The 19750-nt window shown below is 62.6% G+C and carries 17 protein-coding genes; 11 read left to right on the forward strand and 6 right to left on the reverse strand.

Going from position 1 to position 19750, the window contains the following annotated elements; translation table 11 throughout:
* Window positions 1-204: 204 nt before the first annotated feature.
* Window positions 205-627, reverse strand: a complete 423-nt coding sequence (locus tag DXT59_RS00690; protein WP_116134903.1) for an Rrf2 family transcriptional regulator — start codon at window positions 625-627, stop codon at window positions 205-207.
* Window positions 628-705: 78 nt separating this feature from the next.
* Between DXT59_RS00690 and DXT59_RS00695 the strand changes: the two genes are divergently transcribed.
* The 4 genes from DXT59_RS00695 (at window position 706) to DXT59_RS30915 (ending at window position 4110) form a co-directional block, all read left to right on the forward strand.
* Window positions 706-1680: an alpha/beta fold hydrolase gene (locus tag DXT59_RS00695; protein ID WP_116134906.1), complete on the forward strand. Its 975-nt coding sequence runs from the start codon at window positions 706-708 to the stop codon at window positions 1678-1680.
* Between the two features lie 31 nt (window positions 1681-1711).
* Window positions 1712-2962: an acyltransferase family protein gene (locus DXT59_RS00700; RefSeq protein WP_116134909.1), complete on the forward strand. Its 1251-nt coding sequence runs from the start codon at window positions 1712-1714 to the stop codon at window positions 2960-2962.
* 115 nt (window positions 2963-3077) lie between these two features.
* Entirely contained in the window at window positions 3078-3824 is a 747-nt protein-coding gene (locus DXT59_RS00705; RefSeq protein ID WP_116134912.1) for a transporter substrate-binding domain-containing protein, read from the forward strand.
* Window positions 3825-3852: 28 nt separating this feature from the next.
* Window positions 3853-4110 (forward strand): GNAT family N-acetyltransferase, encoded by a 258-nt coding sequence (locus DXT59_RS30915; protein ID WP_205417355.1) that lies wholly within the window; start codon window positions 3853-3855, stop codon window positions 4108-4110.
* A 21-nt stretch (window positions 4111-4131) separates the two neighbouring features.
* Here the strand turns inward: DXT59_RS30915 and DXT59_RS00715 are convergent, their stop codons facing one another.
* Window positions 4132-4800, reverse strand: a complete 669-nt coding sequence (locus tag DXT59_RS00715) for a nucleoside/nucleotide kinase family protein (protein WP_240324349.1) — start codon at window positions 4798-4800, stop codon at window positions 4132-4134.
* A 182-nt stretch (window positions 4801-4982) separates the two neighbouring features.
* Between DXT59_RS00715 and DXT59_RS00720 the strand changes: the two genes are divergently transcribed.
* Together DXT59_RS00720 and DXT59_RS00725 are read left to right on the forward strand one after the other, a co-directional pair.
* Window positions 4983-5279, forward strand: coding sequence for a DUF8189 domain-containing protein (locus DXT59_RS00720; protein ID WP_162877883.1), 297 nt, complete (start codon window positions 4983-4985; stop codon window positions 5277-5279).
* A gap of 158 nt (window positions 5280-5437) precedes the next feature.
* Window positions 5438-5698, forward strand: a complete 261-nt coding sequence (locus tag DXT59_RS00725; RefSeq protein WP_240324350.1) for an SDR family NAD(P)-dependent oxidoreductase — start codon at window positions 5438-5440, stop codon at window positions 5696-5698.
* A gap of 54 nt (window positions 5699-5752) precedes the next feature.
* Here DXT59_RS00725 and DXT59_RS00730 read toward each other — a convergent pair whose 3' ends face one another.
* Window positions 5753-7216: a DHA2 family efflux MFS transporter permease subunit gene (locus DXT59_RS00730; RefSeq protein WP_116134919.1), complete on the reverse strand. Its 1464-nt coding sequence runs from the start codon at window positions 7214-7216 to the stop codon at window positions 5753-5755.
* 213 nt (window positions 7217-7429) lie between these two features.
* On the opposite strand from DXT59_RS00730, the gene DXT59_RS00735 reads away from it, so the two are divergent.
* On the forward strand, window positions 7430-7945 hold the full coding sequence (locus DXT59_RS00735; RefSeq protein WP_116134921.1) for a hypothetical protein: 516 nt from the start codon (window positions 7430-7432) through the stop codon (window positions 7943-7945).
* A gap of 215 nt (window positions 7946-8160) precedes the next feature.
* On the opposite strand, the gene ilvD is transcribed toward DXT59_RS00735, so the two are convergent.
* The 3 genes from ilvD to DXT59_RS00750 all read right to left on the reverse strand — a co-directional run bounded on the left by ilvD (window position 8161) and on the right by DXT59_RS00750 (window position 12661).
* Window positions 8161-10023, reverse strand: a complete 1863-nt coding sequence (gene ilvD, locus DXT59_RS00740) for a dihydroxy-acid dehydratase (RefSeq protein ID WP_116134978.1) — start codon at window positions 10021-10023, stop codon at window positions 8161-8163.
* 205 nt (window positions 10024-10228) lie between these two features.
* Entirely contained in the window at window positions 10229-11539 is a 1311-nt protein-coding gene (locus tag DXT59_RS00745) for an MFS transporter (protein WP_116134923.1), read from the reverse strand.
* A 72-nt stretch (window positions 11540-11611) separates the two neighbouring features.
* Window positions 11612-12661, reverse strand: coding sequence for an ABC transporter substrate-binding protein (locus tag DXT59_RS00750; protein WP_116134925.1), 1050 nt, complete (start codon window positions 12659-12661; stop codon window positions 11612-11614).
* Window positions 12662-12830: 169 nt separating this feature from the next.
* On the opposite strand from DXT59_RS00750, the gene DXT59_RS00755 reads away from it, so the two are divergent.
* The 4 genes from DXT59_RS00755 to DXT59_RS00770 all read left to right on the forward strand — a co-directional run bounded on the left by DXT59_RS00755 (window position 12831) and on the right by DXT59_RS00770 (window position 19593).
* Window positions 12831-13496, forward strand: a complete 666-nt coding sequence (locus DXT59_RS00755) for a response regulator transcription factor (RefSeq protein WP_116134927.1) — start codon at window positions 12831-12833, stop codon at window positions 13494-13496.
* A complete protein-coding gene (locus tag DXT59_RS00760) occupies window positions 13483-14880 on the forward strand; it encodes a sensor histidine kinase (RefSeq protein ID WP_116134929.1) in 1398 nt (465 codons plus the stop codon). The genes DXT59_RS00755 and DXT59_RS00760 overlap by 14 nt, the downstream gene beginning before the upstream one ends.
* Window positions 14881-15093: 213 nt before the next feature.
* Window positions 15094-16191, forward strand: a complete 1098-nt coding sequence (gene serC, locus DXT59_RS00765; RefSeq protein WP_116134931.1) for a 3-phosphoserine/phosphohydroxythreonine transaminase — start codon at window positions 15094-15096, stop codon at window positions 16189-16191.
* Between the two features lie 159 nt (window positions 16192-16350).
* The gene (locus DXT59_RS00770) at window positions 16351-19593 is read left to right on the forward strand and encodes a hypothetical protein (RefSeq protein ID WP_116134933.1); all 3243 of its coding nucleotides are present in this window, start codon (window positions 16351-16353) and stop codon (window positions 19591-19593) included.
* The last annotated feature ends 157 nt before the right edge of the window (window positions 19594-19750 follow it).

Genomic DNA, 19750 nt, shown 5'->3' on the forward strand with positions numbered 1-19750 from the left:
CGACCGCCGGTAGCGCGGCAAGCAAAGCTAACGCGCCCCAGATCAAAGAGGCTCTAAACCGACAGCGTTGCGCCATGTATCCGTTATCTGTTCATTGGGGGAGTTGCCGAGCGTCGCTCTCTCGACGTCGCATCGGCACGCCGTGGTCAACGGCATCCGCGCGCAAAACTTTAGCGACGGCGGCCGCCTCACGCTAAGGACACGTTAGTGCCTCGCCTTTTTCACGCCGGCAGCGATGTCGGAAAGACGCGTGGCTTCCAGTGTTCGCAGCAACGTGTCCTGCGCGCGCCCGAGCGCGTCCTCGAGAAATCCGTTGACGGCGGATTCGACGGGGCAAGCAGGATTGTCGTCCGCTGGACCCAATGCAAACACCCCCTTGTAGGCGATCGCGGTGTAAATATCGCGCACCGTCACGTCGGCAAGCGCGCAAGACAACGCCCACCCTCCGCCCGGTCCGGCGACTGATTCCACATAACCCGCCTCGCGCAACGCCGCCATCGTCCGCCGCACCAGCGAGGGATTGGTGTGCAGCATTTTCGCGATCGTATCGGATGTCGTCGTGCCGCCGCGCAAGTGCATATGAATGAGCACGTGTAAAAGCCTGGCTAGCCGGGTGTCCAGTTGCATATCGGTCGAGGTCGCTTAATCGTTACTTTTGATGTTACGATATATTCATCGAAATGGAATATCCGACGGAGGGCAACCGTGCAAACATTCACGCAATCGTTCATCGAAGCCAACGGCGTTCGCCTCCACCTGGCCGAGCAAGGCGAAGGTCCGTTGGTGCTGTTGCTTCATGGATTTCCCGAGACTTCGTATTCGTGGCGCCATCAACTCGTCGCGCTATCGGCAGCGGGTTTCCGCGCGATTGCACCGGATCTGCGCGGCTTCGGCCTCAGCAGTTGCCCGGCGCAAGCCGATCATTACACGACACTCGACATCGTCGGCGACCTGCTCGGGATTTTAGATGCTCTCGGCGAGCGACATGCCGTCGTCGTAGGGAGCGATTGGGGAGCCACCCTCGCATGGCAAGCGGCGCTGCTGCGGCCCGACCGTTTCCGCGCGGTCGTAGCGCTCGGGGTCCCCATGATGGGACGGGCGCCGATAGCGCCGAGCCGGCTTTTTCCGCAAACCGAGCAAGCTTGGTTCTATACGCACTACTTTGCGCAGCCCGGGTTGGCCGAGCGCGAGTTCGAGCGCGACGTGACCAGCACGCTGCGCAAAATCTATTTCGCCGCATCGGGCGATGCGGGCCCCCGGGACGGGAATTCACCCAACCCCTTTGGCGTCCTCGCTAGGAACCAAGGGCTCCTTGATGCCTTGCCGGACCCCTCGTCGCCGCTTGCATGGCTTGCGCCATCCGATTTGAATGTATTCGTCGAAGCCTTTGAAACGTCGGGGTTCCGCGGCGGGCTCAATTACTACCGCAACCTCGACCGGAATTGGGAATTGCAGGCCGCATTCGATGGCTTGCTCGTGCAAGTGCCCGCCTTGTATCTCGTGGGCGAGCGCGATACGGGGCTCGCGCTGCCGGGCATGCGTGAAATCATCGACGCCATGCCGAAGTACGTACCGAACCTTCAAGGTTCCCACGTGATTCCCAACGCGGGCCACTGGCTGGCGCAGGAAGCCGCGGAACGCATCAGCTCGGAAATCGTCTCGTTTCTTCGCGCGCTTTAGGTTTCGGTCGAGATTAGCCTACGCGCCGCCCATGTTCATTCGAACGTGGGCAAAACGTAATGTGGCTGCGATAAGTTGCGGGCTTACTTTATTGCCGATCCTCACGGCATGGGGATGCAACGTGACGGTATTCGAAAACGACCTCCCGCGGAGGCTAGACGGCGTCCTCCGCGCACCGAGCCGGGTCGGCAGAAACGCCGGACTCGATGCATTGCGCGCCTTTACGACGCTCTTGGTCGTGTTTCATCATTGCGCCATTACCTATGGCGCGATTGGAGGATGGTACTACCACGAGATCGCACCGGCTCGCACTGTCGAATCCATTTGCCTTGTCCTCTTTTGCACGATCAACCAGGCCTTTTTCATGGGCCTGTTCTTTCTCTTGGCGGGCTATTACACACGGCCGTCGCTCGAGGCAAAGGGCTCGGCCCGCTTCCTCGCGGACCGCTTTGCCAGGCTCGGGCTACCGTTGCTCTTTTATGGATGGATTCTCGGCCCCTCTACGATCGCATTGGTACGAACACACGACGGAGCTACTTTCGGACCGGCGTTCAAAGCACTCATTCTGGGAACGTTCGATAGCGGGCCGATGTGGTTCGCGCAAGCATTGCTGATTTTCACGCTGTTGCTCACGGGTTTCCTAATGCTTAGGCGCCGCATGAATCAGCGCGCGCCCTCGCGAATCTTCGCGTTTCCCACGAATGCGACGCTCGCCGGCGCCGCGCTGCTGACGGGCGGCGCAGCGTTGCTCTTGAGAATGCGGTGGCCGGTCGGCGTGAATGTCTCGGGCTTGCAACTCGGCTACTTCGCGAGCTACGTCGTCCTCTTCGTCGCCGGCTTCCTAGCCGCGAACGAGCGGATGCTCGAATCCTTGCCGCGACGGGAAACAAGGCTTTGGTGGTGCATCGCGCTTCTTACCGTGCCGATATTGCCGATTGCTTACTTCCTTCCTTGGCTCCCGCCCAGCATGCACCGCGGCATCCTGCAAGTCATCTACGCGCTATGGGAGCCGTTCGTCGCCTGGGGCGTGATCCTGTTCTTGCTCCAACGGTTTCAAACCGCATTCCTCCAACTAACCGGCTTCGGCCAACGCCTAGCTAGGCGCGCCTATACGATTTATATCGTGCATCCGCCCGTTTTGGTGGGGGTCGCCCTTCTATGGAGCCACGCGCACGTGAATCCGTTGATCAAGTTCGCGGTGACCGGTTCGCTAAGCTGCGTCGCTTGCTATTGGATCGCCGGAATCGTCCTCGCCATTCCCGGGGTAAAACGTGTTCTTTGAGCCGCCGCACTCCGTAAGCCGACCTGGCTGCATGCGAAAAAGCCGTCTAGTACCATACGATAGCGTTATTTAACCCGCCCAAACATGTCTCGTCATCCCTTTCCGATCTGACCCAATGAATGTGACCTTGGCGTACATCGAAGAACCGCCGTTCGGCTGGACCAGCGAGCGCCAGATGGCGATCGGGGCCGACATTGAATTGGCGGAGGCCGTCCTCGAAGCGATCGGCGTGACTCGAATCCAATACCGGCTAACGACGTTCAGCGAACTGCTTCCCGGTGTTCGCGAAGGGCGTTGGGACATGAATGTTCCGCTCTTCGTCACCGCCGAACGATCGAAAGAGGTGGCATTCAGTCTTCCCGTTTGGGGCATCGGAGATGGACTGCTCGTTCGAGCGGGAAATCCTAAAGCGCTGGATAGCTACGCCGCCGTGGCTGCGCGCGACGATGCCCGCCTTGGCATCATCGCTGGTCAGGTGCAGCATGATTCCGCCAAGGCGGCAGGCGTACGCGACGATCAACTGCTTGTCTTCACCGAACAACGGGAGGCGATCGATGCCTTGCGCTCCGGAGCGATCGACGCATACGCGAGCACCGCGCTCGGCAATCGCATCGTCTCGGACCGCATCGGCCTCGAGCAATTCGAAGCCGTTGCCTGCCGGCCGGCAATGGGCGCTGCACCAAGCACTCCGCTCGGCGCTTTTTCGTTCGGCAAAGACAATCGCGGCCTGCTCGATGCGGTCAACAAACAACTGCGCGCGTACCTCGGCTCGCCGGATCATATCGCCCGCATGGGGAAGTACGGTCTGGGCAAAGACGAGATCGAGCCTTCCTTGCGCGCGATTCGCACTGATCCGGCCTAGCTGCGCCGTTCAATCCAGAGAGCGTGAGATGTTGACCATACGAAAAGCGAAACGCGTGCGGCCGTCCCATATGGGCCGCGGCATCGGTCGCGAGATGCTGAAATACCTCGAAGCGTTGGCAAGCGAAAACGGCCTCGTCGCGTTGCGCTTGGATGCCACGCCGAACGCAGCACCGTTCTACCGCGAACACGGCTGGAAAGGCGATTCGATCTCGACTTACCGCTCGCCGCGCGGGCTGGAATTGGCCTACATCCCCATGACTAAGCGACTGCCGGACATCGCATAGGCACGCTTCCCCCGCCCCAGATCAGCAATTCGACACGACGTACTGGGCGGCCACGCTTCGCGACAGCACGAGATCCGCATTGAGCAGATCGTTCTCGTCCAGCTTCGCGCGCACGGCCGCTTCGTCCATTCCATAGCCGCGCCAGCGCGCGACAAGACGCTCGATCAGCACTTCGCGCGGCACGTCGAGCATGACGGTCACGTCGAAGTACCGCCTCAACGGCGCCCATACGGGATCGTCGAGCAACAGATAGTTACCCTCGACCAGAATGATCCTCGCCGTTCCGGGGATAATCTGCGCACCCGCGCGCGCGATCTCGAGCGAGCGGTCGAAAACAGGGGCGGCGATATCCTTGCCGTTGTCGGCGCTCAGCCGCTCGAGCATGGCCTCGAGGCCGCCGACATCGAAGGTGTGCGGCGCCCCCTTGCGCGCACGATCGCCGCGTGCCTCCAATACTCGATCGTCAAAATGGTAGCCGTCCATCGGCAGCACGCACGCGAAGCTTGGCCGATCGCGATTGAGGCCATCGCGGAGCGTCTCGACGAACGTACTCTTGCCGGCGCCCGGCGCACCCGCGATCGCGATGAGCTTGCGCCGCTCGACATCCATATCACGCAACCGGTCGATCAACCGCGCGAGATCGATGCGGCGTTGTTCCTGCAATCGGTTATCCAAAATCAGGCACTCCATTCGAAGCTCGCTCGACCGCGACATGCGCCGAGCAAGAGCCGTGTCCAGGTGAAGATTACCTATCTAGGTAGACAGGTATCCCTGCTGTTTCCCGTAGTCTAACAATATGAATAGGGAGGGAGCGACATAACTAAATCGAAGTACCCACACGAGTCGTGAGACTTGCGATATAGGAGATGACCATGTCCCGAGTATTCATCAGCGCCGGCGACCTTGAGGACGGCAGGATTCAGGTCTTTGCCGTGGATAACAACGGTCAGCTTACAAGTAGGTGGAAGGAAACGACCAACCCCGATTCGGGCTGGACCGCATGGCAGCCCTTCCAGACGCCCAACGGAGGAGCGTCGAGCATCGCGGTCGGTTACTTGTCCGATAAACGGATGCAATTGTTTGCAACCGACCGCAACGGAAACACCGTGAGTTGCTGGAAAACGACGCCGAACCCTGACGCGAGCTGGACGCCCTGGTCCGCCTTCTAAGCGAACCCAACTGTAGTCGGCGGCGCGATCTATCGCTTGCCCGCGACGAGGTGACGCCCGCCTCGTCGCGTTGGCCGATGCCCTCACGCAAGGCGGGGGCAGAATCCAACCGATCTTCGACTGAATCGATCGGCCCACCTCTTCCGGCTCAGCAAGCGATGACGCGGCAACTCGCCGTGGAAGGCGCCCCGACGATTCGCGTCAATACGATTTCCCCCGGGTTGGTAATGACGCCGGCCACGCAAAGCGCATTTGCCGACGACAAGACCGCGCGCGAGCGCATGTTGGCACGCATTCCACTTCAGCGCTTCGGAACGCCGGAGGACGTCGCATGGTCTGCGCTCTTTCTCGCCTCCGACGAGTCCGGTTGGATCACAGGGGCAAATTTCGCCGTGGACGGCGGGATCCTGGCATGTTGAATCTCGTCATTCGGGCCGTGCGCGATACCGGCCCGCATCGCGACTAACGAGCGATTAAAGCGTCGATTTCTCGCGGCCGCTGGCGACAGTCGCCCCCGTCTGCGCACCGTGGCCGCCCTGCCCGCGCCAGAGCAACAAGCCGCCCAGCACGCCGGCCGCGGCGGCAAAAATCGCACCGAATAAGAAAGCCAGATGATAGCCGCCGTTGAGCGCTGCGGCAGTGCTTTCGGACGCCTGCAAGGCGCTGGTTCGCGCCGCAGCGAGACTCGCAAGCACCGCCAGACCGAGCGCGCCGCCCATCATGAAGGACGTATTGACGATGCCCGAGGCGAGGCCCGAATCGCTAGCATCGACATCGCTCATCGCCGCAAGCAACAACGGATTGAAGGCGATACCCGCGCCGATGCCGAGCAACACCATGCCCGGCAGCACGTCCGATAGGAAATGGCCGTCCACCGGCGCGCGAGCGAACAGCGCGAGGCCGCATGCCGCTGCGAGCAAGCCGACGGCAAGCGGCGCACGCAAGCCGAAGCGCATCACCACGCGCGCCGACAGCCCCAAGGAAAAAACACCCATGATGAGGTTGGCCGGCAAGAACGCGAGGCCCACTTGCAAAGGCCGATAGCCGAGCACGCGCTGAAGATACAGCGCCGAGATAAAGAACCATGCGAACATCGCCGCCGCCCACAGTACCCCGACCATATTCGCCGTGGCGATATTGCGCATCCGAAACAGACCGAGCGGCATCAACGGATGCCGCGCGCGCGTCTCGATGGCGAGAAACGCGGCCAACAGCACCATTGCAACGAACAGCAAACCGAGCGTCTGCACCGATAGCCACCCCGCTTCGTTGCCGTTGACGACGGCATACACCGCCAACATCAGCGAAGCAGTGACCGTTATGGCGCCGGCCACATCGAGCCGCTCGCCGTGCGCGTGGCCCGGCGCCGACGGCAAAAGGGCGACGCACAATAAGTACACGGCAACGCCGATCGGCAAATTGACTAGGAAAATCCAGTGCCAGCTCAAGAGGTTCGTCAACAGGCCGCCGAGCAACACCCCGATGCTGCCTCCCGCCGAACAGACAAACCCGTATACGCCCATCGCCTTGGCGCGCTCGCCGGTCTCGGTAAATAAGTTCATGATCAACGACAAGGAAACGGCCGAGACGACGGCGCCGCCCAACCCCTGCACGGCGCGCGCGCAGACCAGCAGGATCTGCGAGTGCGCCGACCCGCATGCGAGCGAAGCCAGCGTGAACAGCGTGATACCGCCCAGGAACAGCTTGCGATGACCGTAAAGATCGCCCAGGCGCCCGCCCAGCAGCAAACAGCCTCCGAATGTCAGCATATAGGCATTGACCACCCACACGAGCGACGTTTCGCTGAAACCGAGGTCGGCCGCGATCGACGGCAACGCGACGTTCACGATCGTCGTATCGAGAACGATCATCAATACGCCGAGACACAGGACGATTAGCGCCAGCCAGCGCTTTCTGCCTTGGATGGAATGCGTCATGCGGGGACCTTTTATTTTTACTCGAACCGACGCAGCAGCATACCGGAACTGCACGCGATTCAAAGCGACTCGACGCGATTGCCCGGCATCCCCCCGGCGCTTTAATCTTGTTTTAAGCCGACGATCCCATAGTTCGGCATTGCTCCCCTACGGGAGCCGCATTCCCTCCCCTAATTGGTTGTTTGAGCCCTATCGATCGATGGAGAGTCGAATATGAGACTTCGTTCGTATATGGCGGCGGGCGCGCTGGCGTTGATCCCGGCACTCGCGCTGGCCGCCGAAGCCGGCACTCGAGCCGCCGCGCAGCCGATTTTCGTCAACGTCGACGGCCAAGCCGTTCCGGTCAAAGCCGAAACGCGCGTCATCCAAACCGCCGCCGGCCCGATGAAGGTCAATACATGGAGTTGGCATAGCCCGCAAGGCGGCGCAAGCTTCGAAATGCAGACGAGTACCGGTGGTATGCCGCCGGCTCTCGCATTGCAGCAAATGCGCGCCATGCAATATCAGATGCAGGCGGCGCAAGCGCAAATGGCGGCTATGCAGCAGCGCATGCTCGCATTGCAACAAGCGGCGTTCGCGAGCATGTTTTCGGTGCCCGCTCAGCAGACGGTCGTGTTCGCCGCACCGATGTGGACGATGCCCGAGCCGGTTGTCGTCGTAGTGCCCGCTCAGCGCGGCGCGCCACCCGCCGCCGCCGCGCCCGCGAAGCCGGCGGGAATCAAAGCCTGAAACTTGCGAAGGGCGTTGTCCGGGGCCGCGATCGGCGCGTAGCGCATCATCGTCATAAATCGCTCGCGCAATGGCCCTCGTCAGGCGGTTGTATGAGCGTTGAGGCGATTAGCTGTCTTATTCGACTCATTTCGTGAGTCGATTCCTGTTCGCTCGGGGCTAAGACGGTGCGCCAACCCCCACCAGTCATCGACGAGGCGGGGGCGCTTCCCTTCTTATTTACGCCTGAGTTGTGAAATATCGCGCACCGCTCCGCGATCGGCCGACGTCGCCAACGCGGCATACGCCTGCAACGCCTGCGACACCACGCGTTCGCGATTCGCCGGTTGCCACGCTTGGTCACCGCGCGCTTCCATCGCCGCCCGGCGGCGCGCCAGTTCTTCGTCGCTCACCACCAGGTGCATCTTGCGCTGCGGAATGTCGATCTCGATTCGGTCGCCTTCTTCCACGAGCCCGATCGTGCCGCCTTCCGCCGCTTCCGGCGAGGCATGCCCGATCACGAGTCCCGACGAGCCGCCCGAGAAGCGGCCGTCGGTGAAGAGCGCGCAGGTCTTACCCAACCCTTTCGACTTCAAGTAGGACGTGGGGTACAGCATTTCCTGCATACCCGGACCGCCCTTCGGCCCTTCATAACGAATCACGACGACGTCGCCGGCCACGATTTGATCGCCCAGGATCGCATCGACCGCCGCGTCTTGGCTCTCGAACACGCGTGCGCGCCCCGAAAACACCCACTGCGATTCATCGACGCCCGCCGTCTTGACGATACACCCCTTCTCGGCCAGGTTGCCGTAAAGCACGGCCAGGCCGCCGTCCTTCGAATAAGCATGCGCCTTGTCGCGAATACAGCCCTTCTCGCGATCGGTGTCGAGCGCGACGTACGTGGCCTCTTGGCTGAACGCGACGGTGGTGGGGACGCCACCCGGCGCGGCGCGGTAGAACTTGTGTGCATCCTCTCCCGCGCCGCCCTTGACGTCCCACTTCGCAAGCGCATCGCCGAGCGTGCCGCTATGCACGTTGCGGCAAGACAAATCGAGCAAATCGGCCCGCGCCAACTCGCCCAGAATGCCCATGATGCCGCCGGCGCGGTGCACGTCCTCGATATGGAATTTGTCGGTCGCGGGCGCGACTTTGCATAGGCACGGGACCTTACGCGAAATCCGATCGATGTCGGCCATCGTAAAATCGGCGCCGGCTTCTTGCGCGGCAGCCAGCAAGTGCAGCACGGTATTCGTCGAGCCGCCCATGGCGACGTCGAGCGCCATCGCGTTTTCGAATGCGCGCTTCGTCGCGATATTACGCGGCAACACCGAGGCGTCTTCTTCCTGATAATACCGGCGGCACAAATCGACGATCAGCCGGCCGGCCTGTTCGAACAAGCCCTTGCGCCAAGCGTGCGTCGCGACGATCGTGCCGTTGCCGGGCAGTGCGAGACCAATCGCCTCGGTCAGGCAGTTCATCGAATTGGCGGTAAACATGCCCGAGCACGAACCGCAGGTCGGGCAGGCACTGCGCTCGACCTCGGCCACTTCGGCGTCGCTGACCTTCGGGTCGGCCGCCTTGATCATGGCGTCGATCAAGTCGATCTTCGCGATCACCTGGCCGTCGCTCGGCGATTTGACCTTGCCCGCTTCCATCGGGCCGCCCGAGACGAATACCACGGGGATGTTCAAGCGCATCGCCGCCATCAGCATCCCCGGCGTGATCTTGTCGCAATTGGAGATGCAAACCATCGCATCGGCACAATGCGCGTTGACCATGTATTCGACCGAATCGGCGATCAATTCACGCGACGGCAACGAATAGAGCATGCCGCCATGGCCCATGGCGATGCCGTCATCGACGGCGATCGTATTGAATTCCTTGGCGACGCCGCCCGCCGCCTCGATTTCCTTCGCCACCAAGGCACCCAGATCGCGCAAGTGAACGTGTCCCGGCACGAACTGCGTGAACGAGTTGACCACGGCGATGATCGGCTTGCCGAAATCGTCGTCTTTCATCCCCGTGGCGCGCCACAAGGCGCGGGCGCCGGCCATGTTGCGGCCGTGCGTCGATGTGCGTGAGCGGTAGTTGGGCATCTGCATCCTCAGGTATCGCGGTCGTCGATGTTTCGAATCGCACCAAGCCCCGCTCGATCGACGTCCGCGGGCAATGGCGGCATCCCTGCGCTGGCCTGAATTCGGCGCTTGCGCGCACGGGATGCATATTGATTGCCGGAATACTGAGAGATAATCGTTAAGACGTCCAATATATTTTTTCTAGTCAATTAAGTCTTTTCACATATCAGGCGGTCACAGGTGCGGCGATGCGCTCGGAACGCATCCAAGCCAGGGCCGCGCCCAGGCCGAGTATCGCGAGACAGACGATCGGCACGATCATCGGACCGAACGGCGACGCGGTCAGCTTGCCCGCCAACGGCATCAGGTTTTGGCCGAAGAAGCCCCCCAAGTTTCCGATCGAATTGATGGCCGCGATGCTCGCCGCGGCGCGCGCGCCCGTAAAGTAGCGCGGGGGCATGGACCAAAAGCACGGGTAAAGCAGAGGAATACACGCGCCGCCGAGGACGAGCGCGGCGAATCGAAGCGGCGTGGACGGCAACACGAGGCTCAACAGGAATCCGGCGACACCGCAAGCCGCGACGATGGCAATCGCCCGCAGGATGCTTTTCGCGCGGCGCAACTTCGCGGGCAGGTACACGAGCAACAGTACCGACAACCCCCAGGGCAGCATGCTCAGCCACCCGTTCGTCGTGCTCGATACGCCGAACGATTTGACCAGCGTGGGAAGCCAATAGGTCACGCCGTACAGTGACGTGGACATCAACATATAAGTCGCGGCGAACAGCATCACGCGCGGATCGAGCAGCGCCTTCCAGGGATGCGCATGTTCCGCGTGCGCCGGCTTCTCGCGTTCGAGCGCCGCGGCGACGAGTTGCTTTTCCTTCTCGTTCAAAAAGCGCGCTTCACGATAGGACGCGGGCAAGACCTTGAATACCGTCACCGCGACCAGCACGGCGGGTAGCCCCGTCGCGATGAAGACCCATTGCCACCCCGCGAGCCCCCAGACGCCGTTCAAGCTCAAGAGCCACCCGCCCACGAGCGAGCCGAGCATGTTCGCCAACGCGCTGCCGAGCGTAAAGATGCCGAGCACGCGCGCGCGATAACTTTGCGGAAACCAAAGCGTGAGGTAATAGATCACCCCGGGATAGAACCCGGCCTCCGCCACTCCGAGCGCGAAGCGCAGGCCGCAAAACACTTGCATCGACGTGGTAAAGCCCATCAGCACGGTAATCGCCCCCCACGTCAGCATGATGCGGGCGAGCCAGAGACGGGCGCCGAACCGATGCAGCGCCAGCGTGCTCGGCACCTCGAACAGCAAGTAGCCGATAAAGAACAGCGAAGACGCAAGGCCGAAGGCCGTTTCGGTCATATGCAAGCTGTGCACCATCTGCAGCTTTGCAAAACCGACGTTCTGCCGGTCGATGAACGCGATCAAGAACATGACGACGACGACGGGCATCAAGCGCCGGGCGATCTTCGACATGACCGCGCGTTCCTGCGCGGATTGCGTTTCAAACGTAGTGCTTTCGTCCATTAGTACTCCTCAGTGTATTTGGTATCCGTATTCGATGTCGATGCCGATTCGGCCAGCCGCGCTGCCTATCATCTACGGCCCATGAAAGTCGCCCAATTGCGCCACGAACATTTCATTCCATGTACGCGGCTTCGCCTTGATCGTCCCGACTCGATATAAAAAATCGACAAAATCCATCAGTTGGCCCGGGTGGATCGAGAAGCGCGTCTGCGGCGCGGCGAGCATTTGCACCACGGCGTCGCGCGACAAGCCAAGGTTCGATGCGGCGACGTAGACCTGCGCCGCTGCCGCGGGATCCTGGGCGATCATGCGGTTGGCCTCGTCGAGCGCTCCGATGAACGCGCGCGCAAGCACCGGCTCGGCATCGACGATACGTTTGGGCGCGAATACGACGTCGAGCGTCAACGGCCCCAGTACATCGAGCGAATCGGCCACGCGATGGATCCCCTGCTCGCGCAATTCGAGCGTAGAAAATGGCGGCGAGCCGAAATGCGCGGTAATGCCGCCCTCGCGGCGAATCAGCGCTTGCATGGCCTGGGGATGGGGCAAGTTGACGGTGATCGAGTCGAGCCGGGCGAAGTGCTGGGCACCGAGCAATCGGCTCGCGAGCATTTGCAGCACGACGGCCGAGAGCGAGGTCCGGATCCCTGGCACCGCGATGCGGTCGGCCGGCGTGAAATCGCCGAGCGTCTTGATGCCGGGCCGATTCGTATTGAGCGAGAGTGAGGTGCTCGACAGGCCGCTGATACCGATGACTTCGACGTTCGGGATGCCGCGCGAACGCGCCCACAATTCGATGAAGCCCGGCGCGCCGGCCGCCGCGAAATCGAGCGAGCCTGCCATCATGGCATCGTCGACCGAATTGCCTCCATCGAGCAGGACCCACTCGACACGCAGCCCAGGCATGCCCAGTTGCGCCGCATGGCGCTCGAAGAGCCGCTGACGCTCCATGACGAGCAACGGCAAATACAGCAAGCCATAGCCCTTCGAGATGCGTATCGCGCGTGCGTTGCCCAGCGCCAATGCCGGCGCTAACAAAGCGCCGAGACCGGCCGCCACCAGCGCGCGGCGGCGAGGCGAAGGCGCGTTCGAGCCGCCTGCGCCGCCCACCTCGTCGTGCATCGTATCGTCTCCTCTAATTTCAACGCGGCGCGTGCGCCGTCGTGCTTGACAAGGTTATCGACCGAGTCTGAGAAAATGCTGACATCGGCTCCCCGGGAAAACCCCTAACTCAGCGCATTCCATCGCGCCGATCGCCGGCACGAGCGAACACATCAGCAGGAACGGCATTATGCGTATTTTGGTCGTAGAGGACGATGCTCAGATCGGCGCGGCGATCCGCGCCCGCCTGACGCGTCTAGGGCATGCGGTCGATCTCGAAGCGGACGGCGCCACGGCGAATACGCTGTTGCGCGTCGAGCGCTTCGATCTGATCGTGCTCGATGTCATGTTGCCGACGATGGACGGTTTGACGATCTTGCGCAACCTGCGCTCGGCGGGCTCCCTGACGCCGGTGCTGCTCGTGACGGCCCGCTCCGCTATCGACGATCGGGTCAGCGGCCTGGGGTTCGGCGCCGACGACTATCTAGTCAAGCCGTTCGACTACCGCGAGCTGGAAGCGCGTGTGCAAACGCTTTTGCGCCGCAACACGGGCCAAGCGAGCAACGTCCTTCATGTCGGCGCGCTCGCGATCGATCGCAGCAGCCGGCTCGTCGAACTCGACGGCAAACCGCTTTCACTGTCCCGGCAGGAATTCGCGCTGCTCGAAATCCTCGCCAGCCGGCCGCAACGCATCTTCTCGAAGGAAGAGTTGCTCAGTCAGCTCTTCAGCTTGGGCAACGAGCCGACGACGAATGCGGTCGAACAATACGTCACGCGTGTCCGCAAAAAGCTGCAAGGCAGTTCGGTGGAGATCCGCACCGCGCGCGGCATGGGGTACCAGATTGCCACGCTTTGATTGGTTTCCGAAAACCTTATTCGGACGCACGCTGCTATTCATCGCGCTGATCGTCGTATCGGGCGCGGTCGCGCTCGCCGTCATCGCCCGCTATTACGCGGGCGTGGCTTCGCAACGCGCGTACGATCAACTGTTGGCGGGCGCCACGATCCAAGTCGCCGAAGATTTGTATGTGCAAGGCGGCGTGCTCGCCCTGAACCTCCCGGTGGCGGCGCTGTCAACGCTGTCGCGTTACGACCTCGTTTATTACAAGGTCGTCGATTCGCGCGGCATCGTCGTGGCGGGCTACGCCGATCTACCGAGTCCCGCGAGCAACGTCGCCGCGCGCAACGGCCCGCAGTTCGCGGACGCGGCCTACCAGGGGCAACCCGTACGCACAGCATCGCTCGCGCGTTACTTGCCCGAGGAACATGTTCCCGGATGGGCGGTCGTCACCGTCGCGCAAACCACGCATGCACGCCGGCAACTAACGAACGACATGAGCTTCAAGGTATGGACGCTCATCTTGCTGATGAGCATCCTCGCGATCGGCGCGAGCGGTCTCGCGATCCGCCGCGGCCTGCGTCCGTTAGCACGCATCGAGACGATCATCGCCGCGCGCGATCCCGCCGACCTGCGGCCCGTGGCCGCCGATACGCCTAGCGAGATCAACGCGATCGTCGGCGCGATCAACGGCTTGATCGGGCGGCTTGCCGAGCGCATGACGGCGATGCAGCGCTTTATCGCCGACGCCGCGCACCAAATGCGCACGCCCCTCGCACGGCTCGACGCGCAGATCGAGCTCCTTGGCGACGAGCACGATCCCGCCCGTCTGGCCACGCGCTTGGATGCGCTGCGCACGACATGTTCCGATGTGGGCCGGCTCACGGGGCAGTTGCTCAATCACGCCATGGTGACGCACCGGACGCAAGCCGTTCCGCTCCAGCCCGTGGACCTCGTTGCGCTCGCCAAGGAAGTGCTAGGGCGTGCGATCCCGCTTGCCGATGAGCGCGACGTGACCGTCGCATTCGATACCGATACGCGCGAGGCCACGATCGCCGGCGATCCGATCGGCTTGCAAGAAGCGTTGTCGAACGTGCTGCATAACGCGCTGCTGCACGGCAAGGCGGACGAGATCGTCGTATCGGTCGCGGCCACCGGCGCCCCGGTCACGCTAACCGTGACAGACAACGGGCCCGGCATCCCGCCCGAGCATTGGGAAGCCGCGCTGCGGCCGTTCGAACGATTGGGGCAAGATGACTCGGCGCGGCGCACGGGGTCCGGGTTGGGCCTGGCCATCGTGCAAGAAGTCGTGAAAGCGCACGGCGGCGCCATCCGCTTCGCGTTCCCGCCGGGAGGCGGCTTCGCCGTCATATTGGCGTTTCCACCCATGAACGAGCGGTGAGCGGCGCATGCGCACGTCGCGCCAGGCGGCTCGAGTTCGAGGGCTGGAACGATCGATCGGCTTGGCCTCAGTTCCTTTGAGGGAATTGGCCGGCCTTTCCCCTTCATCTCACGGCGTGGGCTTCTCACGGGCTTTGATACGCTAGCGGCATCTCCATACCGTCAGCATGACCGCGCGCGATCGCCCGGGCCTGACAGACGCGACCGAACGCCCATGCAGCAGCCGAACGCCTTGAATTTCTCCGCCAGTCCCGGCGCGCTTCCAGCCAGCGTCGTGGCGCAAGCGCGCGACGCCATCGTCGCGTTGCCCGAGACGGGCGTCTCCGTGCTGGCCATGAGCCATCGTTCCGATTGGTTCGTCTCGATCCTCGAAGAGGCCGAGCGCAATATTCGCAGCCTGCTCGGTTTGTCCGACCAATACGCGGTCTCCTTTCTGCAAGGAGGCAGCAGCTTGCTGTTCGCGACGGTGCCGATGAACTTCGCGACGCCTGCGTTCGAGCCGCCCGAGTATGTGGTCTCCGGCTATTGGAGCGCCCGTGCCTCGGCTGAATCGGGCCGTGTCGGGGCGCATCGCATCGTGTGGGACGGGCAACGCAGCGGCTTTCGCGAATTGCCGGCGCTCGAACAACTCGCGGTCGATCCGCGTGCGGCGTATCTGCATTACGTCTCGAACGAAACCATCGAAGGTTTGCAATTCGCGTCGCCGGAGCGCGATTCGACGGTACCGCTCATCGCGGACATGTCGTCCGATTTTTTGTCCAAACCTATCGCCGCACAGCGCTTCGGCATGATCTACGCGCACGCTCAAAAAAACCTCGGCGCGGCCGGGGTAACCGTTGCGGTAATCGATCGGTCGCTTTTGATGCGTATTCCCGGCGGCATGCCGCACATCTTGGATTTCCGCACGCAAGTCGCGCACGGCTCGAAATACAACACGCCGCCCGTATTCTCCATTTACGTTCTGGCATTGATCACTCGATGGCTCCGCGACGAGATCGGCGGTCTGGAACAAATGCGGCGTATCAATGAAGCTAAAGCCGAACGCCTCTATGCGGCGCTAGACGAGATGGGCGATGCCGTGGCGATTCACGCGAAGCGGCCGTGGCGCTCTCGCGTGAACGTAGCCTTCACATTCGGCGATGCACGCCTCGATCGCGCCTTTCTCGATATCGCGCAGGCGCGCGGGATGAGCGGGCTCGAAGGTCACCGCTCGCTGCGCGGCTTGCGTGCGTCGCTGTACAACGCGGTCACGCCGCAAGCCGTCGAGACGCTTTGCGAAACGCTGATGGAATTCGCTTTGCAACGCACTTGAAATTCCGCGTCAAGCATACGAAGTCTCGTAGATTTAAAAATAATCGTTCGCCACGCTACGATCGTTCGTAAGTTATCCTAATCACTTCAACCGCCCTGACATGCCGTCGTCATTTGCGGATGGGACGCTAATCGCTCCCGATCTCTTCGATGAGCGACCATGCAATTGAGAATCGACGGCACCGGCAACACGACGAACACCCCACCGCAACAACCCGCCCCCGCGGCCTCGCCTCAACCGCCTTCGTTCGAACTGAAGGCAGGGCAAAAACTGGCGGCCGGCCAATCGATTCGATCGGCCGACGGCCGGTTCGAACTCACGATGCAGCGCGACGGCAATCTCGTCGAATACGACTTGAAGACGAACGTCGCCGTTTGGTCGAGCAAAAGCGCCAACTCGGGCGCCACCGTCGCATACATGCAGCAAGACGGCAACCTCGTGCTCTACAAGGTCGATCCCGACACGCTGTGCGTCGCCGGTAAGAACGATGTATGGAGCACGAAGACGAACGGGCACGCCGGCGCCGCGTTGACGCTGCAGACGAACGGCGATCTGACTGTCGGCAAGACATCCGGCAGCGCGGACGGCGCCTTCTGGCACTCGGGCGAACCGCTTTACGAAGTGCCCGGCGCGCTGCCGCCACTGACGACGGGCGGCAATCCCGCCACGACCGATCCGCTCTCGCGCGCCGCCGTCGGCTTGTTCGCTCCGGGCGCGAACGAACTCGGCATCAGCCGCTTCAATTTGAGCGCGGGCGGCAGCGCATACGACGTGCTACGCGATCAGCACGTGTTCGATCAACCGAATCTGACTGACGATACGGCGCTGCTCGACGCCAACCTCGCGGCCACGCCGTCGCTCGATCGAAAGCCGTTCGGCGATCGCCCGGCGAACGCACCGGGCGACGTATACCACCTGAGCGTGGGGCAAACGGTGATGGTCCTCGATTCGACGCGTCTCGGCTATCTCGAGCAGCAACGTACGCAGCTCCAAGCCATCGAACAAGGACCGGCGAAGGATCGGGCAAATGCATCGACCGAACTGAAGGCAAGCGTCTACCAGGAACTGCTCTATGCATCGACGCAGCAGTCGGTGCCGAACGTCGATCAACTCGCCTCGACTTTGCGCGCGCGGGCGCCGCAGGATCCGGCCTATCAAAGCGCCATCGCCGACGCTGCCGGCATGCTGCAAAGAACGCTAAGCGCGCAAGGCCGGACAGCCGATCAACTCGGCAAGATCGATGCCGCCGGCGCGGCCGGCGACTGGAACGGCGTACGCCGGCTCGTTCACGATCAGATCGTCGCCACGGCCGGTGCAGATCAAGGCTCGCAAGCGCTCGGCGACATAACCGCGCGCGCCAGCGTGTATCTGACGTATGCGGGCGGCGACCCGCGCTTCGCGGCCGCCGTACAGAGCGGAATCGACGACGCCAAGCACACGGTGCTGATCGACCGTCCCGCGCAAGCCGTCGTCGATACGTACAAACAGCACGGCGCCGCGGCGGCGATGCAAACGCTCGCGAGCATCACCGATCCGCAGACGGCAACGATCGGCCAGGTCGGCGCGATCATGGTCGACGCGCGCGTGCAAAACGTCGTCCAACAGGCGCTGCGCGATACTGCGTCATGGCAAGGCAGCGGCCCGAATCGGCCGGCGGCCGTGTTGATGTCGTTATCGGCCGCATGCCAGCATGCCATCGAGAGCGATCAGGGAACGAACGGCACCGGCAAGGCGGCCGTCGATCGGATCGCGACTTACATCGTCGCGCAAGCCGATGGCGTCCCGCCGGATTCAGGCATGGACGTGTTCCAAAACGTGCAGCTCACGCGCGACGCTTTTGCCGATGCGGGCCGGCAGGGCAACGTTGCGCTCGCGTTCGCCGTGGGTGCGCAGGCCCGTCTTTATCGCAACGATTTCTACGCAAGCTGCGTCATCGACGGCGCCCGCCAGGGACTCGACGGATTCGCAGCGAACGTGAAATCGCTCAAGGACAAACTGTCGAGCGAGGGCGCATTCGCCAGCGAGCCGCTCGCCAACTGGGGCGCGGCGGGCACGCCGGCCGAACAAAGCGTGCTGATCGCAAAATTGTTTGCGGCCAATCCGAAGGCGGCCAAACAGTTCGAAGACGATTCGGCCGGCATCCCCGCCCTGCAGGAAACGGCCGACGGCGTGCAAGCGGCCGTGACCGCCTATGGCGCCGAGCTCAAAGGCGTGCAAGGATTCGATACGGATATACCGAAGTCGATGCAAAGCGGTCAATACATGTGGTCGGTGTCGGATTCGCCGAGCGTCGTCGCGGCGCTGCATTCGGCGGACGGTCTCGGCATCGTCAGCCCCGATGCCAAACAGGAACCCACCAATACGTTGTGGCTCCAGCGTTCGATGCGCAAGGTCTACGAGCAGATCGGCAAGCATTTGATCGGCTCGCTGGCCGCGGACGGGGCCGATAGCGTCCTCTCGCCGAGCGGCGCCAAGATGGCGCTGTCGGTTTGGAAGCGGGCGAACAAGTCGTTGGGCGCCGAGCTTTACTTCCAGAACGCGGCCTATTCGCTCGGCGAAGCATCATCGGGCGGATTGTTCTCGGCGTTGCAAAACGGCGCCTCCGCGATCCGGCAAGAACTCGGCGGCGTCTCGTACGCCCTCGCCGCGGGCATTCCCGCCGGCAAACTTCCGTCGCTGCGGCCCGACTCGGGCGAGACCCCGCTCGCCAAGGCCTATTCGAGCCTATCGAACAGCATCGACAGTCTCGATATCCCGGCCGGCGCGCGCTCCAGCTTGAAGATCTCGACGAAACTGATGCTGCAAGACACGTCGGACTTGGCCTCGGCCATTCTCGGCATCACCGAAGCCGTCGACGACTTCAGCAAAGGCAAGCCGATCCAGGGCGTGGGCGAACTGCTGAATTCGGCGGGCTACGCGACGTTGTTGACGGGCTCGGGCATCGACGCGGCCGAATTGCCCGAAGGCGCCACGGTGCTTGGACTGAGCGGCGAGGCATGGGATCTCATCGGCGGACCGACGGTCGCCGTTGCCGCGCTGCTCGTCACGACGGCCAATGCCTACGAGAACTCACATACGCACGACGGCGACGACAAACAGGCACTGATCTCGATGGGCGTGCACCCCGACGTCGCCGAGCAATTGGCCAAACACGCCACCTCGTTCGACGGCTCGCCGCCGAGCGCCGGCCCGTTCATCACCCAGTACTTCAAATATGGAAACGCGTCGCAAAAAGACATGGTGAACTGGCTCAACTCGCTGACGCCACACCAGGCGGATGCGATCGCCTCCGCGCTCAAGGCCGGCGACGGGCTCTGGCAGAAGGAACCGATGTCCACCGCCGCACGCCAGTTCGACGATGCGTTGCTTCAATACGGCGTCATGCCGCCTGTCAGGTACTGACCCTTACAATAAGCCCACTACGGGGCGGCCGGCCGGTCCCATTACTTGGATTGGCCGGGAATTTCGCTTCATTTCGCCCAATCGAATTTGGCGCCGGCGTCCCATACTGCCATCATCGACTCCCTGATCGGCCCCTCCGGGCCAAGCAGGCACGGGT

The sequence above is a fragment of the Trinickia diaoshuihuensis genome (genome assembly GCF_003390925.1).
GTDB lineage: Bacteria > Pseudomonadota > Gammaproteobacteria > Burkholderiales > Burkholderiaceae > Trinickia > Trinickia diaoshuihuensis.

Excerpts from the sequence above, each read along its gene's own strand:
- DXT59_RS00730 (WP_116134919.1), bottom strand. The coding sequence starts at position 7,216 with ATGACGCATTCCATCCAAGGCAGAAAGCGCTGGCTGGCGCTAATCGTC.
- DXT59_RS00690 (WP_116134903.1), bottom strand. The coding sequence starts at position 627 with ATGCAACTGGACACCCGGCTAGCCAGGCTTTTACACGTGCTCATTCAT.
- DXT59_RS00705 (WP_116134912.1), top strand. The coding sequence starts at position 3,078 with ATGAATGTGACCTTGGCGTACATCGAAGAACCGCCGTTCGGCTGGACC.
- DXT59_RS00720 (WP_162877883.1), top strand. The coding sequence starts at position 4,983 with ATGTCCCGAGTATTCATCAGCGCCGGCGACCTTGAGGACGGCAGGATT.
- DXT59_RS00715 (WP_240324349.1), bottom strand. The coding sequence starts at position 4,800 with ATGGAGTGCCTGATTTTGGATAACCGATTGCAGGAACAACGCCGCATC.
- DXT59_RS00750 (WP_116134925.1), bottom strand. The coding sequence starts at position 12,661 with ATGCACGACGAGGTGGGCGGCGCAGGCGGCTCGAACGCGCCTTCGCCT.
- DXT59_RS00735 (WP_116134921.1), top strand. The coding sequence starts at position 7,430 with ATGAGACTTCGTTCGTATATGGCGGCGGGCGCGCTGGCGTTGATCCCG.
- DXT59_RS00745 (WP_116134923.1), bottom strand. The coding sequence starts at position 11,539 with ATGGACGAAAGCACTACGTTTGAAACGCAATCCGCGCAGGAACGCGCG.
- DXT59_RS00755 (WP_116134927.1), top strand. The coding sequence starts at position 12,831 with ATGCGTATTTTGGTCGTAGAGGACGATGCTCAGATCGGCGCGGCGATC.
- DXT59_RS00770 (WP_116134933.1), top strand. The coding sequence starts at position 16,351 with ATGCAATTGAGAATCGACGGCACCGGCAACACGACGAACACCCCACCG.
- serC (WP_116134931.1), top strand. The coding sequence starts at position 15,094 with ATGCAGCAGCCGAACGCCTTGAATTTCTCCGCCAGTCCCGGCGCGCTT.
- DXT59_RS00725 (WP_240324350.1), top strand. The coding sequence starts at position 5,438 with ATGACGCGGCAACTCGCCGTGGAAGGCGCCCCGACGATTCGCGTCAAT.
- DXT59_RS30915 (WP_205417355.1), top strand. The coding sequence starts at position 3,853 with ATGTTGACCATACGAAAAGCGAAACGCGTGCGGCCGTCCCATATGGGC.
- DXT59_RS00700 (WP_116134909.1), top strand. The coding sequence starts at position 1,712 with ATGTTCATTCGAACGTGGGCAAAACGTAATGTGGCTGCGATAAGTTGC.
- ilvD (WP_116134978.1), bottom strand. The coding sequence starts at position 10,023 with ATGCCCAACTACCGCTCACGCACATCGACGCACGGCCGCAACATGGCC.